Below are 21,377 nucleotides of genomic sequence, written 5' to 3'. Positions count from 1 at the left end.
TTTCATGGCCAGTCTAGCCGCCGCTGCCGCAGGACTTCGCCTGCTCACGCCCGACTTGCGCTATGGTCGGGTCGTGGCCGTGCGCGGTGCGCTGATCGAGGTTGAGGGCCTGTCGGGCGCCGCCCAGATCGGTTCGCGGGTCACGCTCAACTCGCCCACCGGCCAGGTGGAGGCGGAAGTGACCGGGCTGGACAGGGGCATCGCACACTGCATGCCCTTCAGCGAGCCGCAGGGCATCGCCTCGGGATCGCGCGCCAACCTGTCCGCCAGCCAGTTCGCCCTGCGGCCTTCGAGCGGTTGGCTCGGCCGGATGGTCGACGGGCTCGGCCGTCCGGTCGACGGCAAGGGACCGCTCGAACAGGGCGCGATGCTGCGCAAGATCAAGGCCTCGCCACCGCCAGCCTCGGCGCGGGCGCGCGTTGGTGCGCGCCTCTCCACCGGGGTGCGCGCGCTCGATCTCTTCGCGCCGCTGTGCCAGGGCCAGCGCTTGGGCCTGTTCGCCGGGTCCGGCGTCGGCAAGTCGGTGCTGCTTTCGATGCTGGCGCGCTGGACGGAGTGCGACGTCGCCGTGATCGGCCTGATCGGCGAGCGTGGCCGCGAAGTGCAGGAATTCGTACAGGACGATCTCGGTGAAGAGGGCCTGGCCCGCAGCGTCGTCGTCGTCGCCACTTCGGACGAGCCCGCGCTGATGCGGCGCCAGGCCGCCTGGACCACCCTGACGGTGGCCGAGCATTTCCGCGATCAGGGCCTCAACGTGCTGTGCCTGATGGATTCGGTCACCCGCTTCGCCATGGCGCAGCGCGAGATCGGCTTGGCCAGCGGCGAGCCGCCCGCAACCAAGGGCTATACGCCCACCGTCTTTGCGGAACTGCCGCGTTTGCTGGAACGCGCCGGGCCGGGACTGCCGGGACAGGGCACGATTACTGGCCTGTTCACGGTGCTGGTGGACGGCGACGATCACAACGAACCGGTGGCCGATGCGGTGCGCGGCATTCTGGACGGACATATCGTCATCACCCGCCAGATTGCCGAGCGCGGCCGTTATCCTGCGATCGACGTGCTCAAGTCGGTGTCGCGAACCCTGCCGCACTGTCTGGGCGAGGAGGAGAACCATATCCGCCTTGCCGCGCGTCGCGAAATGGCGACCTACAAGGACATGGAAGAGATGGTCCGTCTCGGCGCCTATCGCGCCGGGTCGAGCACCGAAGTGGACCGAGCCGTGGCGCTGGCCCCGCGCATCGAGGACTTGCTGAAGCAGGGCAAGCAGGATCGCGGCTTCGCGCAGGAGAGTTTCGAGGCGCTGGCGGCGCTCATGGAGGTCACCGATGAAGACGCCCTATGACGCCGCGCTGCGGGTGCAGCAGCGCGAGATCGACGAGATGAGCGCGGCGATCAGCACCCATTCCGGCGTGCTGGGCGAGGTCGAGAAGGCGCGGGACCGGGTTTCCCGATCGATCACGCGCGAAGCCGGTCTGGCTGCGGGCGACATGGCGGTCTGTTCGCACGCCTATCTCCAGCGGATGCGCGGCGAGCGTCGGCAACTGGCGGCGACGCAAGTCGTGCTGAAGGCCAAGCTCGACGAACTGCGCGACCAGGCGGTCGATGCCTATGGCACTTTCCGCGCGATCGAGACGGCGGCGGACGGCTTCCGGCAGGATGCCCAGCGTGTGATCGCCAATGCCGAGCAGGCGGGGATCGATGATTTCGCGGCGATGTCCTTCATCAAGGCGCGTCGCGCGATGCGTCGGGAAGATTCACGATGATCGAGGGCACCGCCGGTGCGATGATGGGCAATGCCGTTCTCGGAGCCCAGACCAGCAACCTTAACGGGCTCACCCCGGCGCAGAAAGCACAGCTGATCTATACCCAGGCCCGCAGCGAGCTTTCCGGCCGCCTCTGGCGCGCCGCACTGGGCGGCGAAGATGAGAAGCAGGCCGGAGGACTGGTCGACAAGCGCACCGATCCGCTCGGTCTCGACGGGCTGCTGGCGCTGCTGGACGAGCGCACCAAGGCCGCTTCCGCCCAACCTGCGGCAACCGGGCCGGCTTATCCCAGGCCGCAGACGGAGGATCCATCGTGCTCCTCCCAGGCAGGCGTCTGGGAACGCTTTGCGCGGCAGCAGGGGAGCGAAGGCTCCGGCGAGAATCCCGGTGACGGTTCCAAGGGCGCGTTCTCGATGCAGGGCGGCCCGAACGCTCGCTACGCAGGCATTCTCGGCTCTGCGGCCTCGCGCACCGGCATACCGGCGGCGGCGCTTGCCACGATCGTCAATGCCGAGGCGGCCAAGGGTTCGGACGGACGCTGGCTGCCCTATTCGCGCAACCCACGATCCAGTGCGGCCGGAATGGGCCAGTTCCTGAATCGCACCTGGGAAGGCGAGGCTGAGCGCGAGGGTACGTGGCTGCACACTTTCGCGCAAGCGAACGGCTGGCTCAATGCGCGCGGACATGTCCGCAGCGAGAGCCGGGGCGCGTTGCTGGCGCTGCGCTACGATCCGCAGGCTTCGATCGAGACGATCGCCGACTACGCCCGCGCCAATCTCGATTCGCTGCGCGGTTCGGGTGTGCGGATCGGTGGCGGCGAGGTCGAAATGGCGCAGGCGGCCTATCTTGGCCATCACCTGGGGCTGGGCGATGCCGTGCGCTTCCTGAAAGGCGGCCTGTCGCCTGAACGCGCCCGCACGCTCCTCCATGCGCAAGTTGGCGCCGCGAATGCGAATCGCCGGATCGAAATGGCCGGCAGCGCGGTCGCCGCGCACCGTTCCTGGCTGCTCGACTATGTCGGCCGCAACATCCGTCCGGACCGCTTTTCGGCCTGATCCAGCGGCGAAACGCACTTAGTTCCCGACGAAGCGAAAAAAATTATAGGAAATAAAGGAAAGACGTTTATAGGATTAACCTCGCGTTCAGAAATTCACGAGACAACGGGTCTCGTTGAAGCGGAGCAGCGGCGATGGGCGCCCGTAGCTCCTCTCTAACCGGGGGTTCAACATGTCGAAGATCACCATCGCTCTGGAGTCCGCGGTAGCGACGGTCAGCGCGAACATGCCGGCCGAGGGCCAGGCACAATCCGCGCGCCAGCGCGTTGCCGTGGACCGCGCCTTCGCGCAGATCATCAAGCTGATCGCGCCGCGCATCCGCCATTTCATTCGCCAGTACGGCCTTGTCGCCCATTGGGACGACGCCGAACAGGTCTGTGCGATCGCCGTGCACCGGGCGATCCAGGCCTACGACCCGACCAAGGCGCAGTTCACCACTTTCGTGAACTGGCAGATCCGGGGCGAGCTTCAGAGCCTGCGCTTCCGCCTGATGACCGACCAGCGCCCTTCGGCCAAGAAGGTGGAGGCGGTCACCGTGTCGCTGGACGCCGTGGGCGTGGGCGAGGACGGAGAGGGCCAGTCGATCGTGGCCTCGATCGAGGACGAGGACGCCCTGGGACGGACCGAAGCCGGTGCTTCCGATTATCTCGCGCGTCAGGCCATGGCGTCGCTGACCGACAGCTACGTCGAGCATCTGCGCAACATCGGCGTGGAACGCATCCGCCGCAAGGCGCAGCCGAAGAAGGCAACGCGCGCCCAGAATTCCTTGACCGAGGCGTCGCTGGGCGAAACCGGCGCCCGCCGCTCGGTATGGCGTACCGGCAAGTCCATGCTCGATCCCGCCGAAATGGCCGAACTGGAAGAGCGCCTCGAACACAACCGTCGCGTCGTCGAGGGGCGTCTTTTCGAGATTGCTGCGCTCGACACCGGCGATGACGACAGCGGGGTTGCGAAGGAGCGCGTCCGCCAGATCGCCAAGCGCGCGGCCAAGACGATGAGCGACCTCACCGGCGCCGATCCGCGCTTCACGATGATGGCGGAATATCGCCAGTCCATGCTGGCGCCCGTCGCCGCCCATTGAGGGCAGTTCAGGCCCATAGAAGATAGCGTCGTCCCGGACTTGATCCGGGACCGCTGGCAATCCTTGAGGCGCTACCTCGCAGACATACGCCCTGCCGAGGGGTGGGCGCGACAAGGCCAGCGGTCCCGGATCAAGTCCGGGACGACGGCTTACGCCTGAGAACTCGGCTCAGCCAACCGCATCGGAAGCTGTCGGATTGGAAAGTGCCTTAAACGATTGCGGCGATCCTGCCGGGCAGGGTCGCCGTCCCCCGCAGCGTGTAAGAAATTTCGACACGACTGCGGGTAAAATCCGGGCTATCGCCCCCGACGATTGCGAGCGCCATCCTATAATGGACCGCAACTTCGGGAGATCGTAATGCCTGCCTGCCTCTCGGTTCCGGTAAAGTCCGGGCCAGTATTGTCCGCCCTTGTTCCGGGCGACCGCAAATCCCTTTTCCATTCGACATCGTTCGTGACGCTTCTGGGCTTTGTGGGTGGGGGACTGCTGCTGGCAGGGCAAGGCACGACCGCTCATGCACAAGGGCTGTTGGAACGCGCGGTAGGCGCACCCGAGGGACTGACGATCAAGGGCGAAGTACGCGCCCGCGTCGAAGGCATCGACGGCCAGTTCAGGCCCAACGCGGCGCAGGACGATGCGATGTTCTCACTGAAGACGACGCTTCAGGTCGAGTACGACGGAGGCCCCTGGCGCATCGGCGGCGAACTGTGGGACGGCCGCGCCTATGGCGAGAAGTCCAATTCCTCTGCCGGCACCGGCGAAGTGGACGCGATGGAGATGGTCCAGGCCTATGTCGGGCTGGACTTCGGGCTGGGTGGCGGATCCAAGGCGCAACTGACAGCGGGGCGGTTCACCATGAACCTGGGATCGCGCCGCCTGATCGCGCGGCAGGCATTCCGGAACACCACCAATGCCTATACCGGCGTCAATTTCCAGTGGAAGGGGCGCGGCGGGGACCAGTTGACCCTGCTCTGGGCGATGCCGCAGCTTCGCCTGCCCGACGATTCCGAAGGCATTCACGACAATTCGATCAAGTGGGACCAGGAGACCAGCGACCTGCAGCTCTTCGGCGCCTCGCTGACGAAGGCCCGCGTTCTCGGCGGATCGCTGGAGCTTTACGGCTATGGCCTGGCGGAACGCGACAGCGCCGATCGGCCGACCCGCAACCGCCACATCTTCACGCCGGGCCTGCGCGCCTATCGCGCGCCGAAGAAGGGGCGCGTGGATTACGACATCGAAGGCGCCTACCAGTTCGGCCGCGCCAGAGCCACCACCGCGCCGACCAATCGGACCGACCTCGACGTTTCGGCCTATTTCATCCATGCCGAGGCCGGCCGCACGTTCACCGGTAGCTGGCAGCCGCGCCTGTCGCTGAACTTCGACATCGCCAGCGGCGATCGCCGCAATGGCCGGACCTACAACCGCTTCGATACCCTGTTCGGCGCGCGTCGCTTCGACTTCGGCCCCACGGGCCTTCACGGCGCCGTAGGCCGTTTCAACACGATCTCGGGCGGTGCGCGGGGCGAGGTGAAGGCGGACGCGAAGTCGGACGTGATGGTCATGTACCGTGCGCTCTGGCTCGATTCCAAGACCGACAGCTTCTCCAACACCGGCGTCAGGGACGCATCCGGCCGGAGCGGCAGCTTCGCCGGACACCAGGTGGAAGCACGCTATCGCCGCACGCTGATCCCAGAGGTTCTGCGCGTCGATACCGGCGTTGCCTACCTCGCCAAAGGCCGCTTCCTCAGGGATGCCCCGAACGCGCCTGCAACCGGCGACACCAAATACGGCTACATCGACCTCTACTTCGACTTCTGAGGTCGGACCGACATTCAGCCCTAGACAAGCCCCCGCACCAACGGCGCGGGGGCTTGTCCGTTTAGCGACTAATCCATCGGCACCAGGCCGGCGGCGAAGGCGATGCGCAGCACTTCCGAGAGGCTGCGGACCTGAAGTTTCTCCATCAGCTTGGCGCGATAGATCTCCACCGTGCGCGGGCTGATGTCCAGGGCGTGGGCGATGATCTTGTTGGACTGTCCGTCGATCAGGCCCTTCAACACGTCCAGTTCGCGGGGGGAAAGCTGCTCCAGCAGCGAGATCGCCTTTTCCTTGCGCTTTTCTTCTGCCGTGGAAGCGGCCTGATGGGTGAAGGCGGATTCCACGGCGTTCATCAGTTTCAGGTGGTCGCAGGGCTTTTCGATGAAGTCGATCGCACCGAGCTTCATCGCCTGGACCGCCACCGAGACGTCGCCTTCTCCCGTCAGCACGATCGGGACGAAGCGGGTTGGGCGGCCACCGACCGTGCTGAGAACCTGAAGCCCGGAAGCCCCAGGCATCTGGAGGTCGAGCAGCAGGCATCCCGGTTCCAGCAAAGCGGCGGATTCCAGGAAGGCATCGCCGGAATCGAAGCAGGTGATCCGGCTGTCGCCGATCATCGCCAGCAGATATTCCAGCGAGGTGCGCACGGCGAGGTCGTCGTCGACGATATATATCCGGCGCATCGTCATCCTGCCCTGCGCTCCAGCTCGGTATAGGCGGGCAGGGTGAATTCGATCGCCGCGCCGCCATCGGGCACGTTCCGCAACGAGAAGCGCCCGCCATGCGCTTCCACGATGCGGCGGCAGATCGACAGGCCCAGGCCCATGCCGCTCGGTTTCGTGGATGAAAATGCCTCGAAGGGTCGGTTGATGATGGCTTCGGGCAAGCCGGGGCCGTTGTCGATAACGCTGATCATGATGTGGCCATCGTTCAGTTGGCGGGTCGAGAGAGTGATTTCCGGCTGCCTGTCGTTGAGGCCCGCGAGCGCGTCGAAGGCATTGTTGATGACGTTGATCAGCACCTGCTGCATTTGGATGCGATCGGCAAGGACGCATGGTGCATCGACACTCGGGCGATAGGTGAGGCGTGTGCCTGGCGCATGGCTGCGCGAGCGTGCGAGTTGCAAGGTTTCGGCGATCACGTCGTCGAGCGGTTCGGCCTGGAAGTCCAGTTCACCCTTGGCGACGAAGGCGCGCATCCGGCGGATGATGGAGCCTGCACGCAGCACTTCCTGGCGGGCGAGTTCCAGCATGCAGCGGACCTGTTCGGGATCGCCGTCGCGGGCCATCATCAGGTCGATGGCGCCCAACAGGTTCGAGGTGGCGGTGAGCGGCTGGTTAAGTTCGTGGGCCAGTCCGGCGCCCATCTCGCCCATGGCGCTGAGCCGTGAGGCGTGGAGGAACTGCTCCCGCAACTCGCTGAGGCGGGCCTGGGCGGCAAGTTGCTCGCGCATGTTGCGGATGAAGGCGATGGCGATGCGCTCGTTGCCGATGTTGGCGGCGCCCACGGCGATCTCGATCGGCAGTTCGTTGCCCAGCCGGTCGCGGCCGGCGGTGATGCTGGTGATCGCGGCTTGTCCGGGACCGGGCAGCACGGATGCGGAATCCGGGCGCACGTAGCGAGGCAGCAGCAGCCGCACGTCCTTGCCCAGCACTTCGGCGGCGGCATAGCCGAACAGGGCTTCCGCGGTCACCGAGAACGAGCGGATCTGGCCGTGCTCGTCGATGGTGATCATCGCTTCCGGTACGGTGTCGAGGATGGAGCGCAGTTCGGACTCGCGCGAGCGCAGCATCTCGGCACGCTGCTCGCGTTCGGTGGCATCCATCACGATGCCGATCATGGAGATCTCGTCTCCCGGTCCGCGGTGGATATGGGCGGTGCCCTCAATCACCCTTGCGGTCGCGGGGGCAGTCGCGGGGGCCACCGTGACCAGGCGGAATCCGTGCCGTCCGGCCTGCCAGGATTCGGGAGGGCCGGGCATACGGAACGATGATCCGAAGGTGGTGAGCAGATGCCTTTTCCAGGCGTCAATCCCGCCCTCGAAGCCGCTGGGCTCCAAGGCAAACAGCCGTTCGGCATGACCGTGGAAGACGAAGCGATCGGTCGATAGCGACCATTCGAAGATGCCCAGCTCATGGAGATCGACCGCCAGCGACAGCCGGGCGTCGCTGGCCAGCATCGCCCGCTCTGCCTGGATGCGCGCCGTCATGTCGGTCATCGCGTGGACGACCATCGGCGCGAGATCGGCGCGCGGCTGCACCGCCTGGCGATTATGGAGCACGCGCAAGGCGCTGCCGTCCCTGCGGTAGGCGGTGACTTCGCCTTCGTGGCAAGCGCCTTGCAGCAGGGCCTCGATGCAGGCGGGGGAGGTGGGCGGCGTGCCGGTAAGGGTGTGCTGAAAGCGGCCGATCGCCTGCTCGGAAGTCCAGCCGTAGAGGCGTTCGCATCCCGCCGACCAGCGCAGGATCCGTCCGTCCACGTCGGTGATGGAAACCGGAGCGGAGTCGAGCGCCAGGTTCACCGCCCAGCGCGCGCTGCTTTCGCGGGCGATGCGTACCCAGGCCCAGGCGATCAGCCCGCAGGAGAGTGCCACTTGCGCTACGGCCTGTACGATTTCGATCATTTCAGGCGACGCGATGCCGCTGCGCTCGGCCCAGAAATGGGCGAGGGCAGAAACCACCGGCAGGATCACGCAAAGCAGAAGGCACGATTGCAGCGTGGCAGAGCCGAAGCCGCAATCCGGCCTGCGGGGCCAGGCATACTGGCGGCGTAGAGCTATGACGCCGAGAGCGAGCAGGCAGAGGGTGACCGCAGTGGGCACCGACATCAGGGCATGGCGGTTCCCCGGGCCCGGTTGGGTGATGCCGAGCGGGATGAGCAGGCCGGAAATCGCGGCGACGGCAATCGCCACGCAGGCGAAAGTGACGGCCAGACGCCTGAGAGCGCGGCGTCGCGCACGGAGCGCCAGGACGGCAAGGGACAACAGCACGATGCCGAGTGCGGGAAGCAAGCCGGGTCTGCCGGGGTTGTATCGCGTCTGGAAGGCGATACCGTTCGGGAAGAGCAGTCCGTCTATCCCGAAAGAATGCCCCGAATAATCCTGCGCAAGAGCCGTGAGGGCTACCAGCAGGGGAAGTGCGAGCACCCAGGCGGCGGCGCGGGGCCGGGATAGTCCGCTCAGCAGGATTCCCAAGCCGATGGCGATACCCGCTACGGCGGTGAGCGGCTGCATCGGAAAGCCGTCATCGACGATGCGGGTCAACCGGGGCAGCCCCAATGCCCAGCCGAGCAGGACAAGGGAGCAGACAAGGTGCGCCGCGATCACGAGGGCGGGAACGACCGGAGCCATCCGCGCAGGAATTGGCCCGCCCAGGCGCTGCGGCGGTGGATTCAGTTCCTGCATTCCGACCCGCTTGTTCCGCCTTGCGTCTTAAGCATCAAGGAGAGCGGGCCAATATAGGTTTGTTCGTTTTTGTAAATAGACGGGCGCGGCGACAATCCGATGCGTTCGGGCGGTACAGCAATAAGCGCCTGATTATATTTTCTAAAAACTTATCAACATATGATAAGTGATATTCCTTAGTTGCCAGTACCGTTCTCGTTGGCCAGCCCTTCGATTATCGCTCGGTTCACCACGATCAAATCATCGATGGTGTCGCGTCCTGTAATGACCTCCGATGTGTACTTGTCCACCCACATGCCGATCGAAATGATCCTGGCGCGCAAGTCGTCGGGAAGCTGATTACCCTGCGTGGCGCACATCGAGGAGAACGTGGACCACGCCATTCGATTGCGGTGAAGGGCCGGAGCAAGTTGCGCGCCGGCAAGGCCCGCGTCACGCGCGGCGATCATCTCGCCGGTGATCTGGCTCATCAGGCGGTATTCGTTGCGGCGGGGCGTGGCGGCGATCTGCTGCACGCGTTGATAGGCATTGAGTGACATAAAGGCTCCAGCGAAGACGTGCGCCAACTCCATATAGGACAAAGGCGCCCATCCCGGTCGCGACTATGCCGGTTTTGCGGCCGACGGTTCCGGTCATGGCCTGATGTGACGGAAAATCCATCGCGCCGCACCGGCCTTGCGCCGAGCATCCTATAACTAACGCAGGGCTTCGGCCCTCTCACCTGTTGCGGCCATCAATCGCGGATCTTCTTCATGCTCAACGCCATCGGCCTTGTCGTCATCCTGCTGTGCGTCTTCGGCAGCTTCCTGATGTCGGGCGGCAATATCATGGTCATCGCCCACGCCCTGCCGCACGAAATGCTGGCGATCGCCGGAGCGGCGGTGGGTGCGTTCATCCTCGGCAACTCCATGACCACGGTCAAGAAGACCTGGGCCGGGATCAAGCGCGTGTTCCAGGGCGGCCGCTGGACGGAGGTCGACTTCCGCGACCTGCTGGCCCTGCTCTTCACGCTGCTTGCCACCTTCCGCAAGGAAGGCGCCAACTCGATCGAGAAACATCTCGACGAGCCGGAGGAAAGCCCCATCTTCACCCGCTATCCGCGTCTGCTGGAAGACAAGGGGCTGATCGAATTCACCTGCGACTATTTGCGCATGATGACGGTCAATTTCGAGGATCCCCACCAGATCGCGGAAGCCATGGAAGGTGACATCGAACGCCACCACGCCGAGGAACTGGCGCCGCAGCATGCCCTCCAGATGATGGCCGACGGCCTGCCCGCGCTGGGCATCGTCGCCGCCGTGCTGGGCGTGATCAAGACCATGAGCTCGATCGACCAGCCCACCGAGATCCTCGGCGCGATGATCGGCGGCGCTCTGGTCGGCACCTTCCTGGGCGTGCTCCTGGCCTACTGCCTGGTCGGTCCGATCGCGCAGAAGCTCCAGCAGATCATCGATTCCGACTTCAAGCCCTACCTCATCGTCAAGACCGCGATCATCGGCCACGCGCAGGGCCAGCCCACCGAAGTGGCCATCGAGCTGGCGCGCCGCATGACGCCGTCGCCCTATGCGCCCTCGTTCACGCAGCTCGAAACCGCGCTCGACGAAGTGAAGGATCAGCTCAATGCCAAACCCGCCTGAACCCGTGCAGCTCGCAGATGCGGCGCCGGAGATCGCCATCGAAGACCGTTCCCTGCACCTGCCCGTTCACGGCACGACCGTGACGGCCGAAGACCTGCGCGTGCGCATGGTCCTGGCCTGCGACTTCGACGGTGCGATCCAGATCGACGCCAGCCAGGTCGAAACCGTCGGCCAGGCCGTGCTGCAATTGCTTGTCGCCGCCCGTGCCGAAGCGCGCGAGGCCGGCCACGAGTTCGAAATCGTCAATCCCAGCACCGCCTTCGTCCAGCGCGTGCAGGCCTGTGGGCTCGCGGAAGCCGTCGGCCTTTCTGAAGAGGAATTTCCGTCGTGAGCAAACTCATCCTGACCGTCGACGACTCCGCATCGATGCGGATGCTTCTCAAGGCCTCCCTTGCCGCGCAGGGTTTCCGCGTCGAAGCCGCCGATGACGGCGAGCATGGCCTGGAGCGCATGCACGAGGTCAAGCCGGACCTGCTGATCACCGACATCAACATGCCCAAGATGGACGGCTTCGAACTGATCGAGGCGGTGCGCGCCGTGCCCGAGTTCCGTGGCACGCCGATCCTGGTGCTCTCGACCGAGTTCTCGGACGAGAAGAAGACCCGCGCCCGCGAAGCCGGCGCCACCGGCTGGATCACCAAGCCGTTCGAAGCCGCCAAGCTGGGAGCGGCCGTCCGCCGCGTCTGCCCGTGAGCAGCGAACTCGACGAAATCCAGGGCATCTTCTTCGAGGAATGCGCCGAGGGCCTTGCCGTGGCCGAGGCCGGCCTTTCGGCCATGGCGGCGGGCGATGCTTCCTCCGAGACGATCGCGGGCGTGTTTCGCGCGGTCCACTCGATCAAGGGCGGATCGGGCGCCTTCGGGCATTCGGCGCTGCTGGCGTTCTCGCACCGCTTCGAGAACGTGCTCGACGAAGTGCGCGGTGGTCGTATCCCGGCCAGCGGTTCCGTGACGCAGACCCTGCTGGGGGCGTTCGACATCCTTTCCGACCATGTCACGGCGGCACAGGGCGGCACCGAGCCGCCCGCCGACGGGACCATGCTGGAACAGCTCGACGCGATTCTCGAAAGCAAGGGTGCAGCGGCGCCTGCCGTGGCGGAACCCGCGCCGATCCAGGCCGAGGAAGCCGATGATTTCGGTTTCACCCCGGTTGCGGCGGTGATCGACGACTTCGATCCCTTCGGTTTCGAACCTGTCGCGGTCGATCTCGACGATTTCGAACCTGCCGAACCGGCAGGATGGACCGTTCGCTTCGGTCCATCGCGCGGGGCGCTGGGCAACGGCGGCGAGCCGATGCTGGTGATCCGCGAGCTGGAGGAAATGGGCGCCGCCGTCGCGAGCGTCGACATGGAAACCCTTCCCGGCCTGCGCGACCTCGATCCCGAGGAAAGCTACTTCGTCTGGACCCTGCACGTTCCCGGCACTGTCGGCGAGCAGGACATTCGCGATTGCTTCGACTTCGTTGCGCCGGATTCGATCGTGGAAGTCGTGCGGGACGAAGCCGTGGTGGTCGTGGTGGAAGATCCGGCGGTCGAGGACTTCGACGGCTTCGGCGTTTTCGAACCGCTGCCCGCTCCAGTAGAGGAACTGCTGACGCTGGTTCCCACCGCTCCCAGCACTGCGGCGGTGGCTGCCCCCGTTGCAATCGCCAAGGCCGCACCGGCGCCCGCGCCCAAGGCCGAGGCGCGCCAGGCCAGCGTCGAAGTGGCGCAGAGCATCCGCGTCGATCTGGCCAAGCTGGATCAGTTGCTGAACCTCGTGGGCGAACTGGTGATCCGGGGGTCGATCCTGTCCGACCGGCTCTCGCCCGCCGATCAGGAGCGCGTGGAGCTTCCCGAACTGTCGCGCCTGACGCGGCAGATTCAGGACAACGTCATGTCGCTGCGCGCACAGCCGATCAAGCAGGCGTTCTCGCGCGTGCCCCGGATGCTGCGCGATCTTTCGGCCGAGACCGGCAAGAAGGTGGTGCTTGAAACCATCGGCGAGATGACCGAAGTGGACAAGGGCGTGATCGAAAAGATCGGCGACCCCCTGACCCATATGATCCGCAACGCGGTGGATCACGGCATCGAAAGCGCGGAAGAGCGCATCGCCGCCGGCAAGCCCGCCGAGGGCACGATCCATCTCTCCGCCGAGCAGAAGGGCGCGCGCATCATCGTGCGCGTGCGTGACGACGGGCGCGGCATCAACCGCGAACGGGTGCGGGCGAAGGCGATCGAGCGCGGCATCATTTCCGCCGACGTGCCGATTTCCGACGAGGAGATCGACGGCCTGATCTGCGCGCCGGGCTTCTCCACCGCCGAGACGATCTCGAACATTTCGGGTCGCGGCGTCGGCATGGACGTGGTCCGCTCCAACGTCGAGGCGCTGGGTGGCAGGCTGGAGATCAACTCGGTGCCGGGCGAGGGCACGACCTTCACCATGGCGCTGCCGCTCACTCTGGCGATCCTCGACGGCATGATCGTGCGCTTGGGCGACCAGCGCTTCGTGCTGCCGCTGGCCAATGTGGTCGAGACCGTCCAGCCCGAGACGGGACAGGTGCAGGCGACTTCGCCGACATCGGAAGTGATCGAGCTGCGCGGCCAGTATCTGCCGATGCGGCGGGTGGGAGAGCTGTTCGGCATGCGCTCGCAGCGGCCTGCCGAGGAATCGCTCGTCATCATCGTCGAGAGCGAGACCGCCGGACATGTCGGCCTGATGGTCGACACCATCGATAACCGCCGCGAGGTCGTGATCAAGAGCCTGGAAGACAACCTCCACCCGATCCGCGGCCTCGGCGGCGCGACGATCCTGGGAGACGGCTCGATCGCGCTGATCCTCGACATCGACGCCCTGGTCGCATCGACCGGCGGCTCTTCCAAGTATGCGCTGAAAGGAATGGCAGCATGAGCACCGAAGACACCGAACTCGACGAACGCAAGATCGTCACCTTCACGTTGGGCAACCGCCTGTTCGGCATCGACATGCGCTCGCTGATCGAAATCCGCGAGTGGGAAGAGCCCACCCCGCTGCCCAGCGTCCCGGCCTATGTGAAGGGCGTGACCAACTTGCGCGGCTCGGTCGTCCCCGTCGTCGGCCTGTCCGAGCGACTGGGCTGGGCGCCGAGCGAGCTGCATTCGCGCTCGTGCATCCTGGTCGTCACCATCGCCGGGCGCCACGCCGGGTTCCTGGTGGACGAAGTGCAGGACATCGTCGTGATCCAGGGCAGCGAAATCCAGCCCGCGCCGGACGTCGAGATCAACGAGCAGGGCGCCATCGCCGGCCTCGTCAAGATCGAGCGCCGCACCCATGACGCGGCCAATGCCGAAGCCATGTGCCTGCTGCTCGACCTCGACGCGCTGAGCCTGACCCGCCAGGTGCCGGACTTCGTCGCGTAATGACCGTGCTGGCTTCCTCTGCGGGAACGGGTGCGACTCTGGCCGGCACGGCCGAGCTGCGTCCCGCCCAGTTCCGCGACATCGCCGCGATCATGCAGCGAGAGGCGCGCATCCATCTGGTCGAGGCCAAGATGACGCTCGTCCACTCGCGCCTGAGCCGGAGGCTTCGCGAGCATGGGCTGTCCAGCTTCGTGGACTACGTTTCGCTGGTCCAGCGCGATGCCGAGGAACGCCACGCCATGGTGGTGGCGCTGACGACCAACCACACGCACTTCTTCCGCGAGAACCACCATTTCGACCACTTGCGCCGCGAGGTCCTGCCCCAATTGCAGGATCGCGCGCGCAAGGGCGAGAAGGTGCGCATCTGGTCCGCTGGCTGCTCCAGCGGCGAGGAAGTCTACTCGATCGCCATGTGCCTGGCAGGAGACGGGCCGACGAGCGCGGCCTGGCTCCAGCAGGGCGACGTGCGCCTGCTGGCCACCGACATCGCGCCGCACGTGGTGCAGTCCGTGCAGGATGCGCGCTATTCCGCCGCAACGGTCGAGCCGGTTCCGGAGAGCTACCGCCGGCGGTGGATGCGCGCCGAGTCGAACGGCGACCATGTCGTGGTCGAGCCGCTGCGCGAACTGGTCGCGGCGCGGGTGCTGAACCTGTTCGAGCCCTGGCCGATGCGGCGCAAGTACGACGTGATCTTCTGCCGCAACGTGATGATCTATTTCGACGATACCGCCAAGGCCGAGCTGGAGGCGCGCTTCGTCGAGATGCTGGCGCCCGGCGGCTATCTCTACATCGGCCATTCCGAGCGCCTGATCGGTCCCGCCGCGCGGCAGATGAAGCCGGTCGGCCAGACCATCTACGCGCGTAATGATGGAGGCGCCGCATGACGGTCGCTCCGGAAAAGACGCGCGTCCTCATCGTCGATGACAGCGCGGCGATGCGCGCGCTGCTGAACAAGCTGCTCAGCCACGACCCGGCGATCGAGGTCGTCGGCATGGCACCCGAGCCGCACGCCGCGCGCGAGATGATCAAGACCCTCAATCCCGACGTGGTCACGCTCGATATCGAGATGCCGGGGATGGACGGCCTGTCCTTCCTCGAACGCATCATGCGCCTGCGGCCGATGCCGGTGGTCATGTGCTCTACCCTGACGGCGCGCGGGACCGAGGCGACCATCGAGGCCATGCGCCTGGGCGCCGTGGACTGCATCGCCAAGCCTTCCGGCAATCCGCTGGAAATCGCCCAGGACGGGGCGCTGCTGCGCAAGATCGTCAAGGCGGCCGCGCGCTCCTCGGTGCGCCGCACCGCCAGTCCGCCGACCCCGGTCAATGCCGCGCAAGGAACTCTGCGCGACGTCGTGATCGCGGTGGGCGCCTCGACCGGCGGGGTGGAAGCCCTGTTCTCGATCATCGGCGCCCTGCCGCCGGACTGCCCGCCGGTCCTGGTGGTGCAGCACATGCCCGCCGCCTTCACCGGCAGCTTCGCCACGCGGCTCGACAAGGCCGCGCGGGTGCAGGTGGTGGAGGCCCAGAACGGCATGAACCTGCGCCGGGGCACGGTCTACCTCGCGCCCGGTGGCGGCCAGCACATGGAATTGCTCGGCGGCACGAGCGGACAGGTCAAGCTTGTGGCGGGCGATACCGTCAGCGGGCACCGTCCCTCGGTGGACGTACTGTTCCGCTCGGTCGCGCGGATCGGTTCGCGCGCCGTGGGCGTCATCCTCACGGGGATGGGCTCCGACGGCGCTCTCGGCCTCAAGGCCATGCGCGACGGCGGAGCCCGCACGCTCGGGCAGAATCGAGAGACCTGCGTGGTCTATGGAATGCCCCGCGCCGCCTTCGAGGCGGGCGCGGTGGAAAAGGAATTCAGTTTGTCCGCCATGCCCGAGGCTATCCTCGGCGCGTGTCGGCGGTAAATGGAGCGGTTCATGCCGGCAGCGTCTGCAATAAAAGTAATGGTGGTCGACGATCAGACGTCCATGCGCGCGATGATCCGTCGCACGTTACAGGATCTTGGTTTCAAGGATATCCGCGACAAGGCGGGCCCGGTCGAGGCACTTGCCGCGATCAAGTCCGACCGCGTCCACCTCATCATCTCCGACTACAACATGCCCGACATGGACGGGCTCCAGTTCCTGGAAGCGGTGCGGCAGGATCCCGTGATCGGGAAGACCGTGTTCATCATGCTCACCGGCTCGGCCGACAAGGAAGTCGTCCAGAAGGCCGCGGCACTGGGCGTGAACAACTATGTCGTGAAGCCCTTCGCGCCGGCGGCGCTGAAGGAAAAGATCGAACGCGTCTTCGGGGAGCTGGTCTAAGTCCATGCGCCGCGTCGCCATCGTTCAGGGTGAATATCATGTGGTGTACCAGCCCGGCGTCGTCATCTCGACGCTGCTGGGCTCGTGCGTCGCGGCCTGTCTTCAGGATCCGGTCGCGCGGGTGGGCGGCATGAACCATTTCCTGCTGGGAGAGCCGGGCGCCGACGTGCCGGTGAACCCGGCGGACATGCAGCGCTATGGCCTTCATGCCATGGAGCTGCTGATCAATGCCCTGATGAAACGCGGCGCCCAGCGTTCGCGCCTGCGCGGCCACCTCTACGGGGGTGCCAACATCGTCGCCGGGCTCGGCGGGATCGGCACCAAGAACGCCCAGTTCGCCCGCAATTTCATGCAGACCGAGGGGATCGCCGTCGATCACTCCGATCTTGGCGGCACGCAGGCCCGGAAAGTGGAATTCATGCCTTACGAAGGGCGCGTTCGCGCGACGCAGGTGCAGGATCAGCCGCTGCCGCCGGTCGTGCGGCCCAAGCCCGCGCCGATCCCGGAGCCGGCCGGCGAACTGGAACTGTTCTGACCATGGCCGAGCGAATGGAAACGCAGGAAAAAGCAATGATCATCGACGAAGAGGGCTCGCCAACGGCTTCGGCCGCGGCCCCGCTCTGGCAGGCGCTTGCGCAGGAGATGCGGGTGGCGCGCCAGTTGCTGGAGCAGCTGGCCGGAGTGCTGGTGACGGACGAGCGTTTCGTCCTCGACTATATCGACCAGCTTCAGGCCTTCGACCTGATCGCCCAGCACGTGGACGAGAGCGCCGCTCTGCTGGACCGCGTCGCCGGAGGGCAGAGCCCCGGCGAGGCGGTCGGCCAGGTGCGCCTGAGCGTAATGCAGGACCGGCTTCGCGCCGCGCTGGACTGAGGAATAGACAGTGGCACGGGGTAACGACGATCATCCCACGATAGTCATCCGCAAGGTCAAGAAACATGCGCACGCCGGTCACCACGGCGGCGCCTGGAAGGTGGCCTATGCCGACTTCGTGACTGCGATGATGGCTTTCTTCATGCTGCTCTGGTTGCTGGCCAATCCGGACAAGGAGCAGTTGAAGGGGCTGGCGGAATATTTCTCGCCCAACGCCGAAAAGGCCTCGCCGGCGACGACGCTGACCAACCAGCCGGGCTCGCAGCCGGGCATGGGCGGGCACAGCCGCCGCGCCCAGTCTGCCGACAGCGTCTCCATGGGCCAGCCTTCGGCCGAAGCCGGCACCAAGGGCGCGGCGCGGGGCGGCACTGCCGACGTGCCGGAAGCTTCGCTCCGCGTCATGGCGCAGGAGATGCAGCTTTCGCTGGACCCGCCGGTCGATGCCACGCAGGGCAAGCGCAACATCGACGTCCAGCCGGATCGCGACGGCTTCCGCATCCACTTGATGGACAATGCGCACCGCTCGATGTTCAAGGGGCCGACCGCGCAGCTCAACGATTATGCGCGCGGCGTATTGGGCCGGATCGCGCAGAAGCTGGCGGGCACCGGCGCGCAAGTGGCGATCGAGGGCCATACCGACAGCAGCGGCGGCCAGAGCGAAGCCAACTGGAACCTTTCAGCGCAGCGTGCCCTTTCGGCCCGCGCGGCGATGGTGGCCTCGGGCCTGCCGGCGGACCGCTTCGCCGAAGTCGTCGCCAAGGCGGGCACCGAGCCGGTCTATCCCGACCGCCCGGATCGTCCGGAGAACCGCCGCATCACCATCGTCGTGATGGCCGAACCCTCTGCGCTGCCGCGCGACGCCAGCTTCAAGTTCTGAGAGTCTTTCGTAAAAATGCGTGGCATTTTTAAAGCGGCACCGGCCCGCATTTCCTATCCTGACTGGAGACTATCGTGATCAAGCGGATCGTGATCGGCCTTGCCGCCCTGATCGCCGGGACCGGTGTCGGTATCGGCGGGGCCTATGCGGCACGGCAGTTCCTGCCGCAGGTCATGCCGGACCTCGGCCCGGTGAAGGTCGAAACCGAATTCGTGCCGACGGGCACCATGCTGGCGCCGCTGACCTTCCCGGACGGGAGGCTCTCCGGCTATGCCTCGTTCGAATGTCAGGTCGAAGTCGCCAAGGGCGAGGCCGAGAACGTCACCAGCCAGCTTCCGCTGCTGCTCAACGCCGTGAACATGCGCACCTACCGCACGCCGCTGGCCTCCGGGCCGGACGGCATGGTGCCCGGTGTCGAGGCGTTCCGCCGCGTGGTCATGGATGCAGCCGTCGAAGTCTACGGCAAGGATCTCGTCCGCCGGGTGGTCGTCACCCAGGCCTCGCCGGTCTGAGTGGGGGTAGAAAGGACGCGATGCCTCTTTCGAATCCCGCTTCCGGCCCGGCTTCCGGCCCCGCATCCCTTTTCGCCATGCCGGATGCGTCCGCCAGGATGCCGCGCGGACCTCGCGTCACCACGATCCTGCTCATCGGCAAGCTCGCCGGCCGGTCCGGCGAGACGATCTGCCGTATCCGCAACATCTCCGACCATGGCCTCATGGCCGAAGTCCACGGCACCTTCGGCGTCGACGACAAGGTGGAGGTGAGGCTGAAGGCGGGCGACGTCCTGCATGGCCGCGTGCGCTGGTCGCTCAATGGCAGGATCGGCATGGAATTCGACGGTCCGGTCGACGTTGCCGAACTGCTCGGCCATGTCGCCAACCGCATAGGGCCGGAAGGGATCGCCCGGGGGCCCCGGTTCGATGTCGATTGCCGCGCCGAACTGCTGGTCGCGCATCAACGCCACGAGGTGCGGCTGATCGACTTGTCGCAGGGCGGGGCGCGTCTTTTCGCGGACTTGCGCATCGAGCGCGACAGCATCGTCCGCTTCATCGTTCCCGGTCTGGGCGAACGCGAGGCGGCCGTGCGCTGGGTGGGCGAGGGCGCCTATGGCCTCTCGTTCCTGGAACCGCTCGCCTTTGCGGACTTCGGGGCGTGGCTGATCAACCGATCGCTGCGCTACGGCGCTTGAGGGCCCGAGTCCCGTCGTCCCGGACTTGATCCGGGACCGCTGGTCGTGACCAGCCCAAACCTCGGCAGGGCGCCCTGCCGAGGTTTCGTGCCTAAAGTATTGCCAGCGGTCCCGGATCAAGTCCGGGACCGCTGGCCAGGTTTCCTTCATCCCGGCCCGCCGAAACTCTTCACCAGCGACCCCGCGATCAGCGCCCAGCCATCAACCAGCACGAAGAAGATGATCTTCATCGGCAGCGAGATCGTTGCGGGCGGCAGCATCATCATGCCCATGGCCATCAGCACGGCCGCTACGGCAAGGTCGATCACCAGGAACGGCAGCAGCAGCAGGAAGCCGATTTCGAACGCGCGGCGCAGTTCCGAGATCATGAACGCCGGCATCAGCGTCGTCATCGGCAGCTCCGCGCGCGAGGCGGGGACTTTGCCGGAAAGCTGGACGAACAGCTTCACGTCGTCGTCGCGGACCTGCTTCAGCATGAAGGTGTGGAACGGCTTGCTCGCGCGATCGAGCGCCTGCATCTCGTTGATGCGGCCCTGGTTGTAGGGAACCATGCCGTCCTTCCAGGCCGCGTCGAACGTGGGCGCCATGACGAAGAACGAGAGGAACAGCGCCAGGCTGATCACCACCGGGTTCGGCGGTACGCCCTGTACGCCCAGGCCTGAGCGCAGCAGCGACAGGGCGACGATGATGCGGGTGAAGGACGTGATCGTCATCAGGATGCCGGGTGCCAGGCTCAGCACGGTCATCAGCAGGACGAGCTGGATCACGCGGCCCGACATGGCGCCTTCCCCGAGCGCGCCTGCGGCCTTCTGGGCCATGGCGGCCTCGGGCAATACGGCAAGAATTGCCGCCCCGCAAAGTGCGGCGGCGACGGCGTAACGCTTATGCATCGGAAGGGGCTTTCGGTGGAGCTTTCGGAGTGACCGGACCGATGCACGGCGCGGAATCGAGCATGACGACGCCTTCGGGCGCGATCAGCAAGCTGATCTCGCGGTAGTCGCGGCGGATGAGGACGACCGAGCGGCGCGGATCGATGGCAAGGCGCTCGATCAGTTCAAGCCGCCGGTCGGAGCGATCGGCGCCGAGGCCCGCGAAAAGCTGTCCGTTCAGCCATTTCTGCGGCAGCTTCAGGTCGTAGCGGCGCACCACCCATAGTGCGCCGACAAGCATGCCGAGCACCACGCCGAGCGCGCCGATCGTGCGCAGGAGGGAGAGGAAGTCCATTCGCTCAGCGCTCGCGCTCGACGACCTTGGTGATCTCCAGCGACATCATCTCGCCGTTCATCAGGATCTTGCCTTCCGCTACCAGCTGGTCGTTCACGTAGACGCGGGTGGGATCGTTGTGACCGCAGTCGAGCGGGATCATCGCGCCGCGGCTCATCTTGAGAACCTGGCGGATGGGGATGCTGGTCGATCCGAGTACGATCGACATGTCGATGGGAATGCCTTCGAGGACGGACATGGCGCGTCTCCTTTCAAGCCTGCTTATAGGAATTAATTTTATAGGATCACGTCGAGCTAGGCAAAAAATGCCTATAAGAATGCTGACTGCCGCAAGGGCAGGGCAGGAGCTGTCTTGATGGAATTGAACAACTCGATCGGCGTCTCGGCATCGGGCCTTCGCGCCCAGTCGCTGCGGATGCGCGTGATCGCGGAAAACCTGGCGAACTCGGACTCCGTGGCGAAGACGCCGGATGCCGATCCCTATCGCCGCCGGGTGGCCACTTTCACTGCCGAAGTCGATCGCGCCAGCGGCGCCACCCAGGTGGCCGTCAAGTCGATCGAAGGCGACAAGAGCCAGTTCGGGCGCGTCTATCAGCCGGGCAGCCCGGCCGCCGACGCGCAAGGCTATGTCAGCCAGCCCAACGTCAATCCGCTGATCGAGGCCGCCGACATGAAGGCGGCGCAGCGATCCTACGAAGCCAATCTCAATGCGATCGAATCCGCGCGCGGCATGACCATGCGCACGATCGACCTGCTCAAGTAAGGAA

At 65.8% G+C, this 21,377-nt stretch carries 25 protein-coding genes; 19 read left to right on the top strand and 6 right to left on the bottom strand.

Annotation, left to right across the window (positions count from 1 at the left end):
• Positions 1-4 precede the first annotated feature (4 nt).
• From fliI to RT424_RS01220, 5 genes are all read left to right on the top strand, one after another.
• Positions 5-1,342 carry a flagellar protein export ATPase FliI gene (gene fliI / locus RT424_RS01240; RefSeq protein WP_313433901.1) on the top strand — a complete coding sequence of 446 codons (1,338 nt, stop codon included), beginning with the start codon at positions 5-7 and terminating at the stop codon, positions 1,340-1,342.
• Positions 1,326-1,763 (top strand): hypothetical protein, encoded by a 438-nt coding sequence (locus tag RT424_RS01235; protein WP_313433899.1) that lies wholly within the window; start codon positions 1,326-1,328, stop codon positions 1,761-1,763. The genes fliI and RT424_RS01235 overlap by 17 nt, the downstream gene beginning before the upstream one ends.
• A complete protein-coding gene (locus RT424_RS01230; RefSeq protein ID WP_313433898.1) occupies positions 1,760-2,818 on the top strand; it encodes a peptidoglycan-binding protein in 1,059 nt (352 codons plus the stop codon). Before RT424_RS01235 ends, RT424_RS01230 begins: the two co-directional genes overlap by 4 nt.
• A gap of 172 nt (positions 2,819-2,990) precedes the next feature.
• On the top strand, positions 2,991-3,899 hold the full coding sequence (locus RT424_RS01225) for a sigma-70 family RNA polymerase sigma factor (protein ID WP_313433896.1): 909 nt from the start codon (positions 2,991-2,993) through the stop codon (positions 3,897-3,899).
• A 453-nt stretch (positions 3,900-4,352) separates the two neighbouring features.
• On the top strand, positions 4,353-5,717 hold the full coding sequence (locus RT424_RS01220; protein WP_313433894.1) for an alginate export family protein: 1,365 nt from the start codon (positions 4,353-4,355) through the stop codon (positions 5,715-5,717).
• 68 nt (positions 5,718-5,785) lie between these two features.
• On the opposite strand, the gene RT424_RS01215 is transcribed toward RT424_RS01220, so the two are convergent.
• From RT424_RS01215 to flaF, 3 genes are all read right to left on the bottom strand, one after another.
• Positions 5,786-6,406, bottom strand: coding sequence for a response regulator transcription factor (locus tag RT424_RS01215; RefSeq protein ID WP_313433893.1), 621 nt, complete (start codon positions 6,404-6,406; stop codon positions 5,786-5,788).
• Entirely contained in the window at positions 6,403-9,120 is a 2,718-nt protein-coding gene (locus RT424_RS01210; RefSeq protein ID WP_313433891.1) for a PAS domain S-box protein, read from the bottom strand. The genes RT424_RS01215 and RT424_RS01210 overlap by 4 nt, the downstream gene beginning before the upstream one ends.
• Before the next feature lie 176 nt (positions 9,121-9,296).
• Positions 9,297-9,659, bottom strand: coding sequence for a flagellar biosynthesis regulator FlaF (gene flaF / locus RT424_RS01205; RefSeq protein ID WP_313433889.1), 363 nt, complete (start codon positions 9,657-9,659; stop codon positions 9,297-9,299).
• Positions 9,660-9,872: 213 nt separating this feature from the next.
• On the opposite strand from flaF, the gene motA reads away from it, so the two are divergent.
• The 13 genes from motA (at position 9,873) to RT424_RS01140 (ending at position 19,386) form a co-directional block, all read left to right on the top strand.
• A complete protein-coding gene (gene motA, locus RT424_RS01200) occupies positions 9,873-10,757 on the top strand; it encodes a flagellar motor stator protein MotA (RefSeq protein ID WP_313433887.1) in 885 nt (294 codons plus the stop codon).
• Positions 10,758-10,761: 4 nt separating this feature from the next.
• Positions 10,762-11,088 (top strand): STAS domain-containing protein, encoded by a 327-nt coding sequence (locus tag RT424_RS01195; protein WP_313433885.1) that lies wholly within the window; start codon positions 10,762-10,764, stop codon positions 11,086-11,088.
• The gene (locus tag RT424_RS01190; RefSeq protein WP_147219591.1) at positions 11,085-11,450 is read left to right on the top strand and encodes a response regulator; all 366 of its coding nucleotides are present in this window, start codon (positions 11,085-11,087) and stop codon (positions 11,448-11,450) included. Before RT424_RS01195 ends, RT424_RS01190 begins: the two co-directional genes overlap by 4 nt.
• Positions 11,447-13,645, top strand: a complete 2,199-nt coding sequence (locus RT424_RS01185) for a chemotaxis protein CheA (RefSeq protein ID WP_313433883.1) — start codon at positions 11,447-11,449, stop codon at positions 13,643-13,645. Before RT424_RS01190 ends, RT424_RS01185 begins: the two co-directional genes overlap by 4 nt.
• On the top strand, positions 13,642-14,133 hold the full coding sequence (locus RT424_RS01180) for a chemotaxis protein CheW (RefSeq protein ID WP_313433881.1): 492 nt from the start codon (positions 13,642-13,644) through the stop codon (positions 14,131-14,133). Before RT424_RS01185 ends, RT424_RS01180 begins: the two co-directional genes overlap by 4 nt.
• Positions 14,133-15,017, top strand: a complete 885-nt coding sequence (locus RT424_RS01175) for a CheR family methyltransferase (protein ID WP_313433880.1) — start codon at positions 14,133-14,135, stop codon at positions 15,015-15,017. The genes RT424_RS01180 and RT424_RS01175 overlap by 1 nt, the downstream gene beginning before the upstream one ends.
• Positions 15,014-16,045 carry a chemotaxis response regulator protein-glutamate methylesterase gene (locus tag RT424_RS01170; protein WP_313433879.1) on the top strand — a complete coding sequence of 344 codons (1,032 nt, stop codon included), beginning with the start codon at positions 15,014-15,016 and terminating at the stop codon, positions 16,043-16,045. Before RT424_RS01175 ends, RT424_RS01170 begins: the two co-directional genes overlap by 4 nt.
• Positions 16,046-16,057: 12 nt before the next feature.
• Positions 16,058-16,447: a response regulator gene (locus RT424_RS01165; RefSeq protein ID WP_313433877.1), complete on the top strand. Its 390-nt coding sequence runs from the start codon at positions 16,058-16,060 to the stop codon at positions 16,445-16,447.
• Between the two features lie 4 nt (positions 16,448-16,451).
• Positions 16,452-16,982, top strand: coding sequence for a chemotaxis protein CheD (locus RT424_RS01160; RefSeq protein ID WP_313433875.1), 531 nt, complete (start codon positions 16,452-16,454; stop codon positions 16,980-16,982).
• A 35-nt stretch (positions 16,983-17,017) separates the two neighbouring features.
• A complete protein-coding gene (locus tag RT424_RS01155) occupies positions 17,018-17,320 on the top strand; it encodes a hypothetical protein (protein ID WP_313433873.1) in 303 nt (100 codons plus the stop codon).
• A 10-nt stretch (positions 17,321-17,330) separates the two neighbouring features.
• Positions 17,331-18,197 (top strand): flagellar motor protein MotB, encoded by an 867-nt coding sequence (locus RT424_RS01150; protein ID WP_313433871.1) that lies wholly within the window; start codon positions 17,331-17,333, stop codon positions 18,195-18,197.
• Between the two features lie 74 nt (positions 18,198-18,271).
• Complete coding sequence (locus tag RT424_RS01145; RefSeq protein ID WP_313433870.1) at positions 18,272-18,709, top strand: hypothetical protein; 438 nt, start codon at positions 18,272-18,274, stop codon at positions 18,707-18,709.
• Positions 18,710-18,807: 98 nt separating this feature from the next.
• Positions 18,808-19,386 (top strand): PilZ domain-containing protein, encoded by a 579-nt coding sequence (locus tag RT424_RS01140; RefSeq protein ID WP_313433868.1) that lies wholly within the window; start codon positions 18,808-18,810, stop codon positions 19,384-19,386.
• 146 nt (positions 19,387-19,532) lie between these two features.
• Here the strand turns inward: RT424_RS01140 and fliP are convergent, their stop codons facing one another.
• Genes fliP through RT424_RS01125 form a run of 3 tightly spaced genes read right to left on the bottom strand, consistent with a single transcriptional unit; the run spans position 19,533 to position 20,848 of the window.
• Positions 19,533-20,276: a flagellar type III secretion system pore protein FliP gene (gene fliP, locus RT424_RS01135; RefSeq protein ID WP_313433867.1), complete on the bottom strand. Its 744-nt coding sequence runs from the start codon at positions 20,274-20,276 to the stop codon at positions 19,533-19,535.
• On the bottom strand, positions 20,269-20,610 hold the full coding sequence (locus RT424_RS01130; RefSeq protein WP_313433866.1) for a flagellar biosynthetic protein FliO: 342 nt from the start codon (positions 20,608-20,610) through the stop codon (positions 20,269-20,271). The genes fliP and RT424_RS01130 overlap by 8 nt, the downstream gene beginning before the upstream one ends.
• A 4-nt stretch (positions 20,611-20,614) precedes the next feature.
• Positions 20,615-20,848: a FliM/FliN family flagellar motor switch protein gene (locus RT424_RS01125; protein WP_021233034.1), complete on the bottom strand. Its 234-nt coding sequence runs from the start codon at positions 20,846-20,848 to the stop codon at positions 20,615-20,617.
• A gap of 117 nt (positions 20,849-20,965) precedes the next feature.
• On the opposite strand from RT424_RS01125, the gene flgC reads away from it, so the two are divergent.
• Positions 20,966-21,373, top strand: coding sequence for a flagellar basal body rod protein FlgC (gene flgC / locus RT424_RS01120; protein ID WP_086491344.1), 408 nt, complete (start codon positions 20,966-20,968; stop codon positions 21,371-21,373).
• Positions 21,374-21,377 lie beyond the last annotated feature (4 nt).

The organism is Novosphingobium sp., assembly GCF_032093395.1.
In the GTDB taxonomy this organism is placed as follows: domain Bacteria; phylum Pseudomonadota; class Alphaproteobacteria; order Sphingomonadales; family Sphingomonadaceae; genus Novosphingobium.
The sequence above is the reverse complement of the archived record's forward strand: the minus strand, read 5'-3'. Positions and strand labels throughout refer to the sequence as shown.

Coding starts and splice junctions, on each gene's coding strand:
- fliI (WP_313433901.1), top strand. CDS start 5: ATGGCCAGTCTAGCCGCCGCTGCCGCAGGACTTCGCCTGCTCACGCCC.
- RT424_RS01235 (WP_313433899.1), top strand. CDS start 1,326: ATGAAGACGCCCTATGACGCCGCGCTGCGGGTGCAGCAGCGCGAGATC.
- RT424_RS01230 (WP_313433898.1), top strand. CDS start 1,760: ATGATCGAGGGCACCGCCGGTGCGATGATGGGCAATGCCGTTCTCGGA.
- RT424_RS01225 (WP_313433896.1), top strand. CDS start 2,991: ATGTCGAAGATCACCATCGCTCTGGAGTCCGCGGTAGCGACGGTCAGC.
- RT424_RS01215 (WP_313433893.1), bottom strand. CDS start 6,406: ATGACGATGCGCCGGATATATATCGTCGACGACGACCTCGCCGTGCGC.
- RT424_RS01210 (WP_313433891.1), bottom strand. CDS start 9,120: ATGCAGGAACTGAATCCACCGCCGCAGCGCCTGGGCGGGCCAATTCCT.
- flaF (WP_313433889.1), bottom strand. CDS start 9,659: ATGTCACTCAATGCCTATCAACGCGTGCAGCAGATCGCCGCCACGCCC.
- motA (WP_313433887.1), top strand. CDS start 9,873: ATGCTCAACGCCATCGGCCTTGTCGTCATCCTGCTGTGCGTCTTCGGC.
- RT424_RS01180 (WP_313433881.1), top strand. CDS start 13,642: ATGAGCACCGAAGACACCGAACTCGACGAACGCAAGATCGTCACCTTC.
- RT424_RS01175 (WP_313433880.1), top strand. CDS start 14,133: ATGACCGTGCTGGCTTCCTCTGCGGGAACGGGTGCGACTCTGGCCGGC.
- RT424_RS01170 (WP_313433879.1), top strand. CDS start 15,014: ATGACGGTCGCTCCGGAAAAGACGCGCGTCCTCATCGTCGATGACAGC.
- RT424_RS01165 (WP_313433877.1), top strand. CDS start 16,058: ATGCCGGCAGCGTCTGCAATAAAAGTAATGGTGGTCGACGATCAGACG.
- RT424_RS01160 (WP_313433875.1), top strand. CDS start 16,452: ATGCGCCGCGTCGCCATCGTTCAGGGTGAATATCATGTGGTGTACCAG.
- RT424_RS01155 (WP_313433873.1), top strand. CDS start 17,018: ATGATCATCGACGAAGAGGGCTCGCCAACGGCTTCGGCCGCGGCCCCG.
- RT424_RS01140 (WP_313433868.1), top strand. CDS start 18,808: ATGCCGCGCGGACCTCGCGTCACCACGATCCTGCTCATCGGCAAGCTC.
- fliP (WP_313433867.1), bottom strand. CDS start 20,276: ATGCATAAGCGTTACGCCGTCGCCGCCGCACTTTGCGGGGCGGCAATT.
- RT424_RS01130 (WP_313433866.1), bottom strand. CDS start 20,610: ATGGACTTCCTCTCCCTCCTGCGCACGATCGGCGCGCTCGGCGTGGTG.
- RT424_RS01125 (WP_021233034.1), bottom strand. CDS start 20,848: ATGTCCGTCCTCGAAGGCATTCCCATCGACATGTCGATCGTACTCGGA.
- flgC (WP_086491344.1), top strand. CDS start 20,966: ATGGAATTGAACAACTCGATCGGCGTCTCGGCATCGGGCCTTCGCGCC.